The 18,208-nt window shown below is 40.0% G+C and carries 12 protein-coding genes; 1 reads left to right on the forward strand and 11 read right to left on the reverse strand.

All coding sequences use genetic code 11. The features are described 5' to 3' along the window. Positions 1 to 165: 165 nt before the first annotated feature. From QL998_RS09290 to QL998_RS09325, 8 genes are all read right to left on the reverse strand, one after another. Positions 166 to 1,341, reverse strand: a complete 1,176-nt coding sequence (locus QL998_RS09290; RefSeq protein WP_024598977.1) for a phosphoglycerate kinase — start codon at positions 1,339 to 1,341, stop codon at positions 166 to 168. A gap of 64 nt (positions 1,342 to 1,405) precedes the next feature. Continuing rightward, on the reverse strand, positions 1,406 to 2,422 hold the full coding sequence (gene epd / locus QL998_RS09295) for an erythrose-4-phosphate dehydrogenase (protein WP_024598978.1): 1,017 nt from the start codon (positions 2,420 to 2,422) through the stop codon (positions 1,406 to 1,408). A 178-nt stretch (positions 2,423 to 2,600) separates the two neighbouring features. Then, on the reverse strand, positions 2,601 to 3,263 hold the full coding sequence (locus tag QL998_RS09300) for a peroxiredoxin-like family protein (RefSeq protein ID WP_024598979.1): 663 nt from the start codon (positions 3,261 to 3,263) through the stop codon (positions 2,601 to 2,603). A 79-nt stretch (positions 3,264 to 3,342) separates the two neighbouring features. Then, positions 3,343 to 4,077 carry an SIMPL domain-containing protein gene (locus QL998_RS09305; RefSeq protein WP_024598980.1) on the reverse strand — a complete coding sequence of 245 codons (735 nt, stop codon included), beginning with the start codon at positions 4,075 to 4,077 and terminating at the stop codon, positions 3,343 to 3,345. A 138-nt stretch (positions 4,078 to 4,215) separates the two neighbouring features. Further along, the gene (locus tag QL998_RS09310; RefSeq protein WP_024598981.1) at positions 4,216 to 4,839 is read right to left on the reverse strand and encodes a 3'-5' exonuclease; all 624 of its coding nucleotides are present in this window, start codon (positions 4,837 to 4,839) and stop codon (positions 4,216 to 4,218) included. Between the two features lie 15 nt (positions 4,840 to 4,854). Then, complete coding sequence (locus QL998_RS09315; protein WP_024598982.1) at positions 4,855 to 6,693, reverse strand: DUF294 nucleotidyltransferase-like domain-containing protein; 1,839 nt, start codon at positions 6,691 to 6,693, stop codon at positions 4,855 to 4,857. A gap of 123 nt (positions 6,694 to 6,816) precedes the next feature. Then, positions 6,817 to 8,541, reverse strand: a complete 1,725-nt coding sequence (locus QL998_RS09320; protein ID WP_290192557.1) for a sodium:solute symporter family protein — start codon at positions 8,539 to 8,541, stop codon at positions 6,817 to 6,819. Between the two features lie 10 nt (positions 8,542 to 8,551). Next, a complete protein-coding gene (locus tag QL998_RS09325) occupies positions 8,552 to 8,815 on the reverse strand; it encodes a DUF4212 domain-containing protein (RefSeq protein WP_007377498.1) in 264 nt (87 codons plus the stop codon). A 412-nt stretch (positions 8,816 to 9,227) separates the two neighbouring features. Here QL998_RS09325 and QL998_RS09330 point away from each other — a divergent pair, with 412 nt between their 5' ends. After that, a complete protein-coding gene (locus tag QL998_RS09330; RefSeq protein ID WP_170072686.1) occupies positions 9,228 to 12,668 on the forward strand; it encodes a PAS-domain containing protein in 3,441 nt (1,146 codons plus the stop codon). Between the two features lie 117 nt (positions 12,669 to 12,785). Here the strand turns inward: QL998_RS09330 and QL998_RS09335 are convergent, their stop codons facing one another. The 3 genes from QL998_RS09335 to QL998_RS09345 form a co-directional block, all read right to left on the reverse strand. Continuing rightward, positions 12,786 to 15,431: a DUF2339 domain-containing protein gene (locus QL998_RS09335; RefSeq protein WP_290192558.1), complete on the reverse strand. Its 2,646-nt coding sequence runs from the start codon at positions 15,429 to 15,431 to the stop codon at positions 12,786 to 12,788. A gap of 126 nt (positions 15,432 to 15,557) precedes the next feature. After that, the gene (locus QL998_RS09340; RefSeq protein ID WP_024600652.1) at positions 15,558 to 16,919 is read right to left on the reverse strand and encodes a hypothetical protein; all 1,362 of its coding nucleotides are present in this window, start codon (positions 16,917 to 16,919) and stop codon (positions 15,558 to 15,560) included. Between the two features lie 164 nt (positions 16,920 to 17,083). Continuing rightward, positions 17,084 to 17,989, reverse strand: a complete 906-nt coding sequence (locus tag QL998_RS09345; protein ID WP_290192559.1) for a GGDEF domain-containing protein — start codon at positions 17,987 to 17,989, stop codon at positions 17,084 to 17,086. Positions 17,990 to 18,208: the final 219 nt, after the last annotated feature.

The raw sequence follows: 18,208 nt of genomic DNA on the forward strand, positions 1-18,208 counted from the left end.
CCATCTAGTTTGAACGGATGTGTTAGTTTGGCGTTATAACAACGCCACGAAAAACCACTGCTTTGCAGTAATATTCCGTCTAAATTAACTATTAAATTAGGGTGAGAGGTATTTAATAATTAATTGTCGGTGAGGGCTATTAACCCTCACCTTACGCTACTAAAATTACTTAGCGCGCGACTCTAGCATTTCAACTGCTGGAAGTTTTTTGCCTTCTAAAAACTCTAAGAACGCACCACCACCAGTAGAAATATAAGAAACTTTATCGGCAATGCCGTATTTATCAATTGCGGCTAAGGTATCACCACCACCAGCAATCGAAAACGCATTTGAGTTAGCAATTGCTTGAGCAATAGCACGAGTACCATTACCAAATTGGTCAAACTCAAACACGCCAACAGGGCCATTCCATACAACAGTGCCCGCATTTGCAATAATTTTTGCAAGCTTGCTCGCTGTATCAGGACCAATATCAAAAATCATATCGTCGCTTGTCACTTCGCTTACATCTTTAAGCGTAGCTACAGCAGACTCAGAAAACTCATTACCAACAACTACGTCAGTCGGTACCGGAATTTCACCATTATTAGCAATCGCTGCTGCACATAAACGGTTCGCTTCATCCATTAAATCAGGTTCGTAAAGCGATTTACCAACTGGGCTACCTGATGCAGCAATAAAGGTATTTGCAATACCGCCGCCAGTAACTAATTGGTCAACAATTTTAGAAAGTGAATCTAAAACGGTTAGCTTAGTAGATACTTTAGAACCACCAACAATCGCTACTAATGGACGCGCTGGGTTATCAAGTGCTTTGCCTAACGCTTCTAGCTCAGCTGATAACAATGGACCTGCACATGCCACATCAGCAAATAAGCCAACGCCATGGGTAGATGCTTGTGCACGATGAGCCGTACCAAATGCATCCATTACATATACATCACACAGTGCTGCAAGTTGCTTAGATAAGGCTTCGTCGTTTTTCTTCTCGCCTTTGTTAAAGCGCACATTTTCAAAAACAACAACTTCGTTATCAGCAATATCAACACCGTTTAGGTAATCTTTTTCTAAACGTACAGTTTGCTCAAGGGCATCGTTTAAGTAATCAGCGACAGGTGCTAGCGAAAACTCTTCATCATATTCCCCTTCCGTAGGACGGCCAAGGTGTGACATAACCATTACTTTAGCACCCATCTCAAGCGCTAATTTAATAGTAGGTAGTGCTGCACGAATACGCGCATCTGACGTCACTTTACCTGCTTTAACTGGTACATTTAAATCTTCACGAATTAATACGCGTTTGCCGTTTAAATCTAAATCTGCCATTTTTATGACCGACATGAACATCTCCTTAGTTAACGATACTGAACCTGAAAAATACGTTTAAAATTATTATATTAATAAATTACTTATTCACTGCCATCATAGCACGCGCTGTGTCGAGCATGCGATTAGCAAAACCCCATTCGTTATCACACCATACCAATAACTTTATCAGTCGTTTGTGACTAACACGTGTTTGTGTGCCATCAATAATACAAGAATGTGGGTCGTGATTAAAATCAACCGATACAAGCGGCTCTTCGGTATAACTTAAAATACCTTCTAAGCGGTCTTTTGCTTGTGCTTTAAGTGCGTTATTTACTGCGTTTAAATCTACATCGGTATTAACCGTTACACTTAAATCCATTGCCGTTACATTTATAGTAGGAACACGTACGGCGATGGCTTCAAAACGGCCTTTAAATTTAGGTAAAATACGGTCTATACCACGGGCGAGCTTTGTATCAACTGGAATAATTGATTGGCTTGCAGCGCGAGTACGGCGTAAATCATGATGATAACCATCAATCACTTGTTGATCGTTCATCGACGCATGAATCGTTGTAATAGCGCCCGACTCAATACCAAATGCATCATCTAATACTTTAATAACCGGCACAACACAGTTAGTTGTACACGAGCCGTTAGACACAATTGTGTGCTCGCGTTTAAGCTCATCGTCGTTAATGCCATACACAATCGTAGCATCAACATCGTTATCAGCCGGGTGTGAAAACAACACCTTTTTAGCGCCTGCAGTAATATGTAGCTGCGCATGTTCACGCGAGTGATAAACACCCGTACATTCAAGTACAACGTCTACATCGAGCGTTTGCCAAGGTAATTCAATTGGGTTTTCTTCACAAAAAAGTGCAATGGTATCGCCTGCAACACTAATGGTGTCTTCACCAAGTTTTACAGGAAAAGAAAAACGACCGTGGGATGTGTCGTATTTTAATAAATGAGCAATAGCTTCAGGATCAGCAAGTTCGTTAATCGCAACAATTTTTATATCGTCGCTCAAACCAGACTCGTATAACGCGCGGACAATATTTCGACCAATACGACCAAAACCATTAATTGCAAGTTTGATTGCCATGAAATATAAAATCCACTCTCTTAGCGTGCAGATAAAGGCAATACGCCTTTTAGATGTCTGTATTGTAATCGACCTTGCATCTGATTATAAGAGGGAAGCATTAGAAACTTTAAATTAAGGTTAAAGAGCTTACGCATTGCAAGCTCTTTGATGGTTCTGACTTTTTAAATTAAGTTTTTTATACTAAATTTTTTAATGCGCTAATTATATCTTCTGGCTCAGAACGAGTACGATAATCAACATCAACATAACGCCAAGTCACTTTACCTTGTTTATCTAAAACAAAGGTGGCGGGGATCGGTAAAACACGACTATTGCCATTATTAACCGACTCTAAATTTAGGCCTCGGTCTACTCGCATATGCTCTAGTAAAAATGTAGGTACTTGCCATGCTACGCCGTAGCTTGCTGCTACATCGGCATTTTGATCACTCAGCACTAAAAAATCCATTTTACTTATTTCATCATCGCTCATTGAGCCATCGGGTACTTGCGGGCTAATAGCCACCAATTGTGCGCCTAATGCGTGAATTTCAGGCAAGCGTACTTGAAGCGCTTTGAGCTGTAAATTGCAGTACGGACACCAACTACCACGATAAAAGGTAATAACTACAGGTCCTTTAGCAAGTAACTCGGTTAACTGCACCGATTGACCATGTTGATTTGGTAACTCAAAACTTGGTGCGCTTTGGTTTAAATCAAGTGCATTAGCACCTTGTTGAAACGCTTTTGCCTGTGCAATCGTTTCATCAACACCTTTCATAAAATCAGGATTACCTTTACGCCCTGCTGCTATTTTTGCCTCAGTTTGTGCTTTTAACGTGTTATTTTCATCGCTCATAATATGGCTACCTTTAAATTAATCAAAAACTTAAAGCCAGCTTACATTATGAAAATGTATTTGAAATGAAAATTTTAACTTATTCATTTACTTCTAAATCAAACACCACGTTTATTGATGATTTAAATGTAATAGTTTCTTGCAGGTATCTACCTTGCTCAAATGGATTTCTAGTAACTTTAGAACCGGTTACAACTATTCTCTCAAAATTATCTGCGCCATAACCATAACTTGAACGGTTAGAATTTGAATTAATGCTGTAAATTTTTCCAAGCTCTGCGCCAAATGCTTTAGCAAGCTTACCCCCTTTAACTATAGCGTTATCTATTGCGCCTTGTGTTGCTTCAGCTTCTAACTGCGCGGCTTTTGAAGACATAAGCTCAATATTCGTCAGTTCATTAATTTTTACACTTAATGCAAAATCGATAAAATCATTCAACTTTTCAATATTTCTTAATGTTACTTTAAGTGTTCTTGTTGCTACATATCCTGCATTAATTGCTGTACCGCTCTCGACATTAAACTTGTCGTCATCATTGTAAGTTAACAGGCTTGTAGCAGAAACATCCATCTCCTTAACACCGTACTTGCTTAATCCTTTAAGTAACAAATTTACTCGATCATCAACATCACGTTTAGCATCAAGTGATTTGTCTTTAAAGCTTATTACTTCAAAAGAAATCTTAGCCATATCGGGCTTTGCTAATACCTCTGCAGTACCCTGCACTGCAATATGGCGATTAGCAGGCAAGCTTGAATTAGCAAAAGTGATAAGTGGGAATAAGGTTAAGAAAATAGTAGTGATGAGTTTCATGTTCGTTCCTTGAAGTAATTAGTAAATAATGATTACGTAACTGTACCTATAGTTATACGGATAACAATAAAAGTAAACTGCTCTTTATTGTAGGCGGGAGTTTATCTCGCGCGGCATAAAGCCCCGCCTACAGCCAACCTACGTCAACTCGCCTACTTTTAACTCTTTGCCACGGCTTATTTGATGGCACTGGGCTAGCAGTAACTCGGCGGTCGCTTGTGCATCGGTAAGAGCATGATGACAATGATAGCTTGGTAACTCATAACGTGTGCGGCACATGCTAAGGGTTAAATCATCTTGTTTTATTTCAGTTGAATGATGAAGTAAGCGTTTTTTCTCAATATGCAGTGTGTCGAGTATAAGTTTAGGTTGCGTGGTTATATTGGCATTTTTAAGCGCTATTTTTAAAAATCCCCAGTCGAGCATGGCATTATGAAACACTAAAATACAGTCGCTAAAATGTCTGCTTAACTGCGTTAATATACTATTTAGGCTTTGCCCTTTTGCTATAGCATCATCACTAATCCCATGAAAAACAGGACTTTGAGCTAAACTTTTTACGTCTTTATTTATCAGGTGTTGCGACTCGCTCATTTTTATACATTGGTTATCTATTATCACCCACGCTAGTGATACAATTTCGTGCTGTTTTGCATCAAGTCCAGTGAGCTCTAAATCAATCACCAAATAACGTTGTTGTAAGGCATTTTTGCCTAGTAATTTACGGCGCTTTAAATACCGAGTGAGCAGCTTTTTTACCATGTTAGTAATCCATCATTATAAACTGCCGCGAGCAAACTTAAACGCGGCGGCTTGCTGCGCTTGTTTAACAAGGTAAAACGCTTCTTTTAGTTGATGGCGCTCTAGTGAGTTTAATTTATTAGGGTTAATGCAGTTACTCGGTAAGCCCTCTTCGTTTATTTGTGTACTCAAGCGAAGCTGCGTTAAGAACCGCCAGCAGTCTTTTAGGTTATATATATCTTCTTTGCTGATCAGTTTATGTTTTAGTAGTGCGTCTAATCGCTCTTGTGTGTTGGCGCGCCTAATACCCGCTTTTAAAGCGTATAACCGCACTATGTCATTTATAATTACGACACCGCGTTTTTTTAAATCTATATATTTATTATTTTGATTTGTTTTTTCGGTTTTAAATTTATTAAATAAACCAATTGGCACGCTGTTGCTGCTTATGTCGGTTGCCATTGCGGCGTAGAATAAGTCGTTACGCGATATACGAATTAATTGCTCGCAAAAAGCGGTGTATAAAGTATTTGAGCCTTCAATAAATCGCAGGTCAAAAAATATTTTACAGTTAAGCATTGCATCAGGCGTTGGGCTTTTTATCCATTTAAAAAATCGCTCGCTCCAGTCGTTTACGCTCATACGGCACTCATCGCTGCTTGCCATAATATTACCTGGGCAACGCCTAATGCCGCATTCAACTAAGTTTTCACATACAAACTCCCCCATGCTTTTAAAGTAAGCGTGTTGCTCGGGAGTTAAGTCGTTTGGAAGTAATAAGCCGTTATCTTGATCTGAATGCAGAGTTTGCTCTTCGCGTGCTTGCGAGCCAAAGCAAATAAAACTAAAGCTGGTTGGCGCTGCGCCATGCTCTTCTTGAAATAAATGAATAAGGCGCGATGTAAGCGCATCAGTTAAACCACTGAGTAATTTACCAATTAGCGATATGTCGTCAATGTTGTACGAAAAACCACGCAAAAGTTCGGGGATTTCTTTTGCGTAGCGTTTTAAATCAGTAACAGTATGCGCTTTGTATATGCGCCCAATAAGCTGTACGGGGTCACTTTTTTGTTGGCGCAGTAAATCGGTGCTGGTTATCATTCCTATCGGGTTATGGTTTTCGTCGAGCACGGGCAAATGATGAATATTGTATTTAAGCATTAAGTGCAGCGCCGAAAACACCCGGTTATTTTCAAATATAAACTTGGGCTTGGCGGTCATAATACTGCTGACTGCATCTTGTGGGTCTACCTCGTCAGCAAGTACTCGATTACGTAAATCGCGGTCAGTCACAACTCCCACTAAGTGTGCGTGCTGCGTTATCATTATTGACGAGACACCATGCTCTTTCATTTTTTTAGCGCTTTGCCTAATACTTGCATCGGGCGAAAGTGTAATTGCTGTGCGGGTCATCAGCTCTGATATTTTACGTTCAGACCAACTATCGTTTTTACTTTTATAATGCGATGACAACAACCGGTTAGCATGAGCGCGTACAAAATATTGCTCAAACGATTTGTATTCTCGGCGTAAATAATCAAAATGCGTTTGAGAGAGCATATACACTATGCCTTCTTTTTGTACCTCTAACCTATTTTGAATTGCTTCGCCGGTTAACAGCGACGGAAAACCAAAATAATCACCTTGCGCTAAGCGTGTAACAACATCCCCCTTGCCATCAACTAGGTCGTACAAACCAGAGCGAATTAAAAATAGTTTAGGGTTTTCACTTTGTAACCACTGCGTTTGGTTTTCGCGGGTGAGGTAAATAATATCAAGATGATTTACAAAATATTCGTATGCGCTGCTATCAAGCAGTGTAAAAGGCGCTTGCAAACAAACGTATTGGGCTATTTCTTGTTGCTCTACACTCATTGTTGTACTCATTAAAAAGTATACACAACACCAATGTACTTATTTATTAAACAAATAAAAAGCCCGACTAAAGTCGGGCTTTTGGTGCTTTATGTTTTCTAAACTGTAACTTATAAATTGTGGCTAATGGTCATGCGCTTCAGCCGATCCTTTAGGGTTACGAATACCTTCAACCATTAGTTGAATTTCAACTGGTGTAGGTTTAGTAAACTTAAGAACAATTGCAGCTACTGCAAAGTTAATAATCATACCAATTAAGCCAATACCTTCAGGTGAAATACCTAAGAACCAGTTTTCAGGGCTGTTTAGCTCTGGGCTAACAAACTTGAAGAAAATGATATACGCAGCGGTAAAGCCAATACCCGTTACCATGCCTGCAATTGCGCCTTCGCGGTTCATTGTTTTAGAGAATATACCCATAATAATTGCTGGGAAGAAACTCGCTGCCGCCAAGCCGAATGCAAATGCCACTACCGATGCCACAAATCCAGGCGGGTTAATACCAAAGTACGCGGAGATAACAATAGCGACCATGGCTGCCAACCTCGCTGCAAGTAACTCTTGCTTGTCGGTAATATCGGGCTTGAGAGTTCGCTTGAGTAAATCGTGCGAAACAGAGGTTGAAATAACCAGTAGTAAACCTGCTGTTGTAGACAGTGCAGCGGCAATACCACCCGCAGCTACAAGTGCGATTACCCACGCTGGTAAGTTAGCAATCTCTGGATTAGCTAATACCATAATGTCGCGGTCTACGTTTACTTCGTTAGCACTGTTCGGATCGGTGATTTTACCCGCCGTGTAGAACATTTTGCCATCGCCGTTTTTATCATCAAATGTAATTAAACCTGTGCGTTCCCAGTTTTTAATCCACCCTGGTGCTTCTGCATACTCTGTACCACTGCCATCTTTACCGTTTATGGTATCAATCATGTTTACACGAGCAAACGAGGCAACCGCTGGTGCTGTGGTATAAACAATCGCGATGAACACAAGAGTCCATGCTGCAGAAATACGCGTGTCTTTTACGCGAGGTACAGTGAAAAAGCGAACAATTACATGTGGTAAACCCGCAGTACCTACCATTAATGCACCAGTAATAGCGAACACGTCAATCATGCTCTTAGAGCCTTCGGTGTACTGTGCAAAACCAAGCTCAGCGCTTAAGCCGTCTAGTTTATCAAGTACGTACACGCCATCGCTGCCAATTAATGTGGCACCAAAACCTGTTTGTGGGAAGAAGTGACCCGTCATCATCATCGAGATAAAAATGGCTGGTACAAGGTATGCAAATACAAGTACACAGTACTGCGCTACTTGCGTGTAGGTAATGCCTTTCATGCCGCCTAGTACGGCGTAGAAAAATACAATCACCATACCAATGTAAACACCGGTTTCTATTTCTACTTCTAAAAAGCGTGAAAACACCACGCCTACGCCACGCATTTGCCCTGCAATGTAAGTGAAACAAATGAATATGGCACATACAATTGCCACTAAACGCGCGGTGCGTGAATAGTAACGGTCGCCAATAAAGTCAGGCACGGTAAACTTGCCGAATTTACGTAAGTAAGGCGCTAAACACATAGCTAATAGTACATAACCACCAGTCCACCCCATTAAGTAAACGCTGCCATCGTAACCTGCAAAGGAAATAATACCCGCCATTGAAATAAACGACGCGGCGCTCATCCAATCCGCGGCTGTTGCCATACCATTAGCAAGAGGAGGTACGCCGCCGCCTGCTACATAAAACTCTTTAGTTGAACCCGCTCGGGCCCAAATTGCTATGCCGATATAAAGCGCAAAGCTTAAACCAACAATTAAAAACGTGAGTGTTTGAACATCCATTGCTTAGCTCCTATTCGTCTACGCCATATTTTTTATCTAACGTATTCATTTTGAAAACGTACACAAAAATCAAAGCAACAAAGGTATAAATCGCGCCTTGCTGGGCGAACCAGAAGCCAAGTTTAAACCCAAAAAAACGTACTTCATTAAGTACATCAACCAGTAATATGCCAAAGCCGAAAGACACGATAAACCACACTGCTAATAGTTTAAATAACAGTGAAATGTTTTCTGCCCAATAAGCTTTTGCTTGTTCTTCATCTTTAAAAGCCATTTTTGTTTTCCCCTTTAAGCACCGCAATATCGCGATGAGTGGTTTTTTATCTTCGCTTACCAATTTAGCAACGCTGGTTAAATATTGAATTGAGACCATAGTCGTAACAGCTTGTTAACGTTTACGTAAACTGCAGATTGAATTTTATTTAAAAAACCAAAAACCTTTTAATTACATAAAGTTAATCATTTATGGATATTTAAAATACAGGAGATGTTACAAATTAGTTAATACTGCGACATTAGTCTAATACAATTACAAATTTAAATTTAACCAATTAAATTCAACAACTTAAAAAATAAATACCATTTAGAAATAAAAATCTGCACGCACACTCGCTAGGAGTTCTGGTATTGTGTTAATTCCTCATAGGGTTGAGGAACTATTTAAAATAATAAGGTTTAATAACAACATGACTGCCGTACTAATTATTGTTGCTTTAAGTTATATAGGTGTGCTGTTTTGGCTTGCCAACTGGGGCGATAAAACAACACCTTTGGCAAAGCGTATTAGCCACCATCCTTTTGTATATTCACTGTCATTAGGCATTTATTGTACGTCGTGGACTTATTACGGCTCGGTAGGTACAGCGGCCACCAGCAGTTGGAGTTATTTACCCATTTTACTTGGCCCTGCCTTGTTGTTTTTTTTCGGCCAAGGGTTTTTACGTAAACTGGTATTAGTAAGCAAAAAGCAAAATATAACCACTATTGCCGATTTTATTTCAGCTCGTTACGGCAAACGCCAAACTACGGCGATTATGGTTACTGTAATCGCGTTACTAGCGACTATTCCCTACATTGCACTGCAATTAAAAGCGCTCAGTACCAGCTTTTTACTGCTGCAAAGTAGTACTAAAATATCCGGTGATATGCTCGCGCTTTCTGCCACATTAATTATGGCTTTGTTTGCCATATTTTTTGGTACACGCAAGGTTGATGTAACTGAATATCGTTCTGGGTTAATGCTTGCTGTTGCATTTGAATCAATGATTAAACTGATTGCCCTTATTGCTGTTGCTGGACTTGCAGTATTTACACTATTTAACTTGCCCGAAACCGCTGCAAATAAGGTAACCGAATCGATTTGGGATCACTGGACTAACTTTAACTTTTTTAGTTTTAACTTTATTGGTCAGTCTTTAATGGCTGCGGCGGCTATTATATGTTTACCACGTCAGTTTCATGTAACCGTGGTCGACAATCAAAATAAACGTCACTTACTTACCGCTCGCTGGGCTTTTCCGCTGTATTTACTATTAACCGCCGCAATGATTTTACCTATTGCCACAGCGGCTATTCATCCTGAAATTGGCAGTGGCTATTCACCCGACAGCTTTGTACTTGCCCTACCTTTAATTAACGACAATGCCTTTTTAACCACCTTTGTATTTATAGGCGGTTTATCTGCCGCTACTGCAATGATAGTGGTAGCCACGCTAACGTTGAGCACGATGATTTCAAACGATGTGGTATTACCGTTAATGCTACGTCGTAAATTTAAACGCAACTTAATTACCACCAGTTATAAGTCTCGTATTTTACTAGTAAGGCGCTTTGCTATTGCAGGCATATTAATTTTGGCTTATTTCTATCAACAATGGTTTGGCCACAGCAGTGCACTGGCAAGTATGGGCTTGGTGGCTTTTTCACTTGTTACACAATTACTGCCCTCTATTGTGGGTGGTTTATATTGGCGAAAAGGTCATGCTTATGGGGTTTATGCAGGTTTAGTGGCTGGCTTTATTTGCTGGATACTATTTCTAATGCTGCCAATACTCGATGCCGGCACAACCCTTGATAGCGAGCTACAACAAACACTTATCACGCGTGGAACCTTAATAGCTTTGTTTGCAAATATTGGTTGTTATATTAGTTTTTCACTAGGGGCTGAGGAGCGCTTAATTGATAAAATTCAGGCAGCTGCTTTTGTTAATCCTAAAGATCAGGCTATTTTATCAAGGCGCTTAAATAAAGACGTAAAAGCCACTGTTTACGACTTTAAAATACTCCTACAAACCTTTTTAGGTATTCAGCGCAGCCAACAAGTATTGGCCCATTACGCACTCGCCCATCACTTAAGCGATAATAACGCACACCCAGAGCCTGAATTTATAGCCTACTGCGAACGCGCTTTAACAGGCGTGCTGGGCGCATCGTCGGCTCAAGCATTAATACACACGGTATCGTCGGGTAAGCGCATGGCGTTTGAAGAAGTTGTAAACTTTTTTGACGAAACCACACAAGCGCTGCAATTTAATCAAAATCTGTTATTTACCTCACTCGAAAATTTAAGCCACGGTATTTCGGTTGTCGATAAAGATTTAAAGCTAGTAGCTTGGAATAAGCGCTACAGCGAAATGTTCGGCTACCCTGAAGGGTTTTTAGAAGTAGGCCAACCCATAGAAGATATTATTAGATACAACGCTAACCGTGGTGAATGTGGCCCTGGCGAAATAGAGCGCCAAGTAGAAAAACGTGTGCAGCATTTAAAATACGGCAGCTCGCATCACTTTATTCGCCACCGTCGTAATGGCCAAGTATACGAAATGATTGGTAATCCGCTGCCCGATGGCGGATTTGTTACCAGCTTTTCGGATATTACCAATCACATAAGTACGCAAAATGCGCTTGAAGAAGTAAACATGGATCTTGAAAACCGCATAGAAGCGCGAACTCAAGAAGTGCAAACCATTAATAGAGACTTACAAGCTCAAATAGATAGCCGTGTACAAACCGAGCAAGCACTGACTTTAGCCAAACGAGAAGCAGAGCAAGCCAACGACAGTAAAACGCGCTTTTTAGCACTGGCGAGCCACGATATTTTACAGCCGTTAAACGCAGCACGTTTATACCTTGCTGCCATTGACGAAAAGCAACTCGACAGCACTAACCAAAACAGCTTTGAAAAATTAGGCGACAGTCTCGATTCAACCGTGCATCTAATGTCGGCACTACTTGAAATAGCCAAGCTAGAACAAGGCGCTATGACCCCAACCCCTCGCCACTTTTATATCGAAGATATTTTAGCGCCACTGCAAAGTGAATACGCTATTTTATCAAGTGATAAAGGGCTTAAACTTAGTGTGCGTTCACACCAACAAATTGTGCACAGCGATATAACCTATTTGCGCCGAATTATTCAAAACTTGGTCTCTAATGCAGTTAAATACACCGATAACGGCCGTGTATTAATTGCCTGTAGAAACCGTAAACACAATTTACGAATAGAAGTATGGGATACAGGCCCAGGTATTAGCGAAGTTGAGCAAGCTAAAATATTTAATGACTTTTACCGTGTTGAGTCGGGCGATAACAAAGGCGTAGGCTTAGGCTTAGGTGTTGTAAAACGTATGGCTGACTTATTAAGTTTGCCGCTTGATGTGCATTCTGAGCCTAATAAAGGTAGCCGTTTTAGCATTGAAGTACCTTATGGCGATGAGCAGTTTGTGCAACAAAAAAGTACGACAAACAGCCTAATAGAAAACCGTGCAGCCATTAATATTGTTGCCGTGGATGACGACCCTGAAAACCTAGCAGCAATGGCAAGCTTACTTAAAAAGTGGCAAGCTAATTACACCTTGTTTGATAACGTAGATAATGTACTGGCGCATGCTAAGCAAAACCGCGCACCCGATGTTATTTTAATGGACTATCAATTAGGTAGTGATTGCGATGGCATAACGCTAATTAAAACCCTGCGCGAAATTTGGCAAAGCCAGGTACCCGCTATTTTAATTACCGCAGTGCGCGACACCGAGCTTAAGCAAGAAACTAAAGCTGCTAATATTCATTATTTAAGTAAGCCAATTAAACCGGGCAAACTAAAAGCATTGCTTAATCACAGTACATAATAAGCTAGTAAAAAGTGATCTAGTTAAAAGTATTCTAGTTAAAAGCTATCAAGTAATAGCGTAAAACAAAAAGCCCAGTATCTTCACTGGGCTTTGCTTTATAAAGTGCTCATAAAGTTAAACTGGATTTACTCGGCTTCTAAGCTTTTGGAACAACCAACTTAGCCCCACCAACGAAAGCCCTAAACCAATAAACGAAAGCGCTTTAAGCAACCCCTCCAAATTAGCCATATCAATTAAAAACACTTTAACAATAACTGCAGCTAGTAAGCCTAAGCCTACTTTTTGTATTAATAACTGGTTTTTTAAATGACCAAAAATAACAGTACTCGCACCCATTACTAACCAAATGACAGAGTAGCTATAAAGTTCGGCGTTACTTGCGCCTTTTGATAAGTAAATGTAAGGACCTTGCCAGTATTGGCGAATAAAGCTGTTTATTGCCAATAATATAAAGCCACCCGCAACGGCCAATATAAATGGCGTAGCTTTAGCATTTATTGGTTTTACAAGCTTGGCCAGCCAAAGCGTTAATCCTGCAGGTACTAGCCACAATAGTAATAACCAGTTAAATATTGGCAGCTCACCTATGTAAAGTGATTCAAATAATGGGTTGTCGTCAAGCAGTATTTTAATAGCAAAAAGCCCTGCTAACCCCGCAAGTGTAAAGCCCGCCACTTGGTATAACTTAGCTAAAGTACCGGCAAGTTTTGCTCTGTGTAAGTACACACACCCTAATGCCAGCCAGTTACAGGTAAGGAGTATTTGTTCGTAAAAGTTAAGTGAATCAAATTGCGGATAATGCCCTACTAGCTGATAACTTGTTTCGGTGGTAATAAAAAGCGCTAAACAATGAAGCGCCGCACCTTCCAGCCATATTTTAAGTTTTGATGAGTCAAAGCACTTAGCTGCGGCAAAAAATAACACGATACATAACGGATAAACCACAATACTCCAATGCAAACCAAATACTGTTAGCGCATCGTAGCTTGGCGTCCAAGGTGAAAGCGTAAGGCGCAGTAATAACGCAGCAACCAAGGCTTTTATAGGCCAATGCGGCATAGGCACGCTATAGCGTTTAATAAGTACGCTTATAAGTAATACTTGTACAGCAAGTGCAATAGTTAAACCGCTGTCACTTAGTAGCATGGTAATTGCTAACGTAATATTGGCATTAGCGCCTACCCAATAAGTAAAACGCTGAAATAGCGTTGTATTATGCTGCGCGAGCTTTATTAAAATAGCCGCCACTACAAACAATACAACGGCCCAGAGTGGATATGCAGTACTTAACGCAGAATTAGGAATAAGTGCATATAAGGTCCCTATCATTACAAATACGCTAAATGCTCCCGTAACATGAAATGCTAAACGCTTAATCTGTTGTTTACCGTAATAAAGTCCAAAAGCGGTAAGTAACAATCCGAGTAATAAGCCCAAACCATACTCATTTTTGAATATAAAGAGTGCGTCATCAAATAGGTTTGGCGAAAGATGCGTGCGTTCAGCGCCTATCACTAATAGCGTTGAAATAACTAACGCTACGCCCTGCCAAATATCCCAGCGGCTATTTTTAAGTACTAAAAATAGCATCAGTACAATACATAACACGCCGATTGTTTGCCACGGCATATCAAAGTGACTTATTAGCATGGTAAATATTAAGGGCGCTATAAAGGCAAGTAATAATGCATGATCAGGAAGCACTTTAATTAAGCGTTTTAAACTGTGCGGGCGGTGCTCAATAACACTCAATTTTAAGCCCAATCGCGGTATAGCAATTAACCCTACAATGCTAAGTAAAGCAAACGTCCCCATCAACCAAACGGTATTAATTTTAAGTAGCGTAAAACCAACTAAATACCAGCCAATGTGCCCTGCCCATAATAAATACCACAACCAAGCTCGCTGTACTTTATGTGCAACTAACGCAGCCGACAAACTTACAAAGCCAACATACATAAATAATGTAAACAAGTTACCACTGCCAGTGCTAACCCATATTGGTACACTATAAGCACCAATAATACCTAATACAGCCAATAATGGGCCTAACCTAAGCGCCATTGCACTTGCACTAATCGCAATAACTGCCAGTGCAAAAAATGCCACGGTAGGGCTAAGCATATAGTAGCTACTGTAAGCTAAAAGCGTTAAAGCAAAGCAGGTAATAAACCCGCCGCTTGCAAGCGCTGCGGGTATGTAATTATTAAAGCCTTCAAATACAATGCGTTTATGATGTAAATAAGCCGCGGCTGCAATTAAGCTAAGCCCAAATAAGCCGCCTAAACTCAACCTCATTACAGGCGATAGTAATCCAGCTTCTAGGCTGTATTTAGCTAAAAATATGCCCCCAAAAGCAAGCGCTATTGCGCCTATCCAGGTCATCCAGTTCTCTTCAAACCCTGCGCGTAGTTTATTAAAGAGTAATTCTATGGCTGATGCTTTAGCTGGTTTGGCTTTTTTAGGAGGTGCTGATGGCTGATTTATTACAGGTGGTGACACGCTTTGGGGCGTTAAGTTTGACCGTGCTTTATAAGCGATTGGCTCAGACCTTGAAAGCGCTGCCTGAGCAGTAGATGCTTCGCTTTGAGGTTCACTTTGCGATATCGGTTTATGTGTTTGTAAGTGTGTTACTTTGGCCCTCAAAACAGCAACTTCTTGTTTTAATCCATTTAACTGCACTAGCGCTATTAAGCCGCAAATAGCACCGGCAACTACAACCAGTATTACTATAACGGCTAACCCAACTAAATCATCCATGGCACACTCTTATTAATTATTATGCCCTGAGTGTACCTAATTATTAATAAGTAGGTAAATTTTGTTCGATAAAAAAACCTAAGCACTTAAAGTACTTAGGCTTTACGCTACTTAATATATTTAGGGTTATTCAACACTATCGGTGATAGTGCGCTCTAGGGTCATTTTATAACCTGAGCTTGTTGTTTCATCATGCTCTAAAATCAATATGTAATTACCCTCTTGTGTAAAGTCCATATCGCTTTGTTGAATAAGCACAATTTGCTGACCGTTGTCTTCATATACAGCATAAACAGTGTAAATTTCGTTATCTACAACTTGCTCTTCTTGATCGTATCTATCTAAACCATCAACTACGTTACTGGTATCGTCTACCGTTTCGCCGTTAAGTGTAAAGTACACATCAACATCTGAAACCGATTGTCCTGCGTAGCTTTCAATTAGGTTTACAACCGATACCGTATGGCTGTAACTACTTGGCGTTAGGTTTTCTTCAACGCTCATCATACGTAGACCGTTATCAACGTCGTTATAAAAAATACCCACCGCACTTTGCTCACGCTCTAGCGTCATTAAAAAGTTATCGGCAAGCTTTGTGCCTTCTTCGTCGTACATCGCTACGCTGTAACTATTAGGCGAAAGTTCAACATAGTCTGTATACGAATCACTAGCGACTGTATTTGTTGTATTTACAGTTGTGCCACGTGTAGCCGAAAAGCTAACTGGCGAGTAGTCATCAATCGTATTTATAAAACGTAATTGCCCCAACGCAGATTGGTGCTTAAGCTCAGTAACGTAATTATTATCGGTTACTACATCAAGCGTAATACCGCCTTCTTCTGTTGCATAACTTGGGCGGATCATTGCTACATAGCTTGCTTCGTCGTATAAATAAACAGATGACGACTCGTACACAACATCACTGCTGCCCGCTTGAGTTATATAAATAGTGTAATAACCTTCATCAATGCTTTGCAGGTCTAACTCACTTAAATATTGAGCCGATGAAAAAAGTGTCGCGCTTTCAAATACGCCATCATCAGTTGCTAAGTAAATATCGTAGTTAGTGTCTTCCCCTGCAATATTATAAAACCCTAAGTTAAACTCACCCGTATCGCTTGTGATAGGTACGCTAAGCTCTGTAAATGTAGGTTCATCGAAGTTGCCGCTCATTACTACTAACTGTGTTTTGTCACCTTTAATAGAAATTTCTTGGTCGCTAATTGTTATATAGCTGTCGTTAGCATCTAGGTATTCAAAACTTACATCATAAGTACCTGTGCTGTAGTTATGGCGAGTAGTTACATCGGCAAAATCAGCGCCTGAACGCTCTGTTTCTTCAACAAACAAACGCGTGTATGGGCTATTGTAAGAGCCGTTATACAATTGGATGTAACCTGTAGAGCTTGAGCTATCATCAGAGCCGCAGCCCGACAAAATAGTAATTAGACTTAAGGGTAATGCAGCTTTTAAAAGGGAGTTGGTCATTAAGGTTATTCCTTATTATTAATATCCCCATTATGACCCAAACATTCTATTTTAATTTCATGATTTACAAAGCATTACCCTCACTGACATTTCCTTACGAAAACGTTAAAAAGTGTAGTAAATGTGCAAACAATAAGGACGTGTTTTTATATAATTAAAAACGCTTACGGGGCAACTTCAAAACGATCTCGACCATTCTTTTTAGCTAAATATAAAGCTTGGTCAGCGCGTTTCATTACTTTATCTAAAGGCTCATTAGGCGTTTGCATTGCAACACCTATGCTTACTGTTAAGTGGCGAGAATTTTGAACACTTATGGTGTGCGCAATGGTAATTAATTGTTTTGAAAAATCACACGCTTGCATCATATTATTTGTAGGCAAGTAGCCGCCAAACTCTTCACCGCCGAGGCGAGCAAATTTGTTTTTATACGTAAAAGCATTGTCGTATTTAGTTGCTAGTTTTTTAAGCACTACATCACCTACATCATGACCAAATTCATCATTAATTGCTTTAAAGTGGTCTATATCGATAATTAAAATAACGAAAGGTGAGAGCTGAGCATCTTTAGCGTGCTGATAAAAATAACGTCTGTTATGCACCTTAGTTAAATCGTCAATGATTAGCTCACGCGCTAATCGGTTATTGATACTTTGTACAAAGCGCATCGTTTTAAATAAACCATAGGAAGTTAAAAGCATGCCGCTGGTCCTGCATAAGTCTTCAAAATAAATACTTACCCAGTAAGGCTGTATCACTATCTCATCGATTAAATCAGCTGTATTACCCATGGACCAAAGCATTAATCCGAGAGTCGAAAATGTATATGCAAGCTTTGAAAGTTTGGAGCACTGAACCATCCAAAATAAAAAAATAAGAACAATTAAATTAATAAAATCAGTTGTAAAACCGTAAACATTATTTTGAACTTGTAAGGGAGGAAAGTTAGTTAGGGAGTAGGCTGAAAAAATAACAATATAAGCTAATAAAAATAGGCTTACAGTTTTATTTTTCCAGCTCATTTTAAAAAAATTAGAAAGCCTGATAGTGAGTTTTACAGTTTCAATCATATTAACCCTAAGCTTTTCGATACTATAATTAAAAAACTATAGCACATTACCATCGAGTAGGGTGAGGCTTATGCCTCATCCCTCTCACAGAACCGTACGTACGGACCTCGTATACGGCTCCTGTACCCTTCACATTTTATCAACTTATTTCCTAAACGCTGATAAAGCAAGCCATCCCGCATTCACTTTTTCTATTGGATATAAACCAAGCTCCTCAAA

It is taken from the genome of Pseudoalteromonas sp. APC 3691, assembly GCF_030408135.1.
Lineage (GTDB): Bacteria > Pseudomonadota > Gammaproteobacteria > Enterobacterales > Alteromonadaceae > Pseudoalteromonas.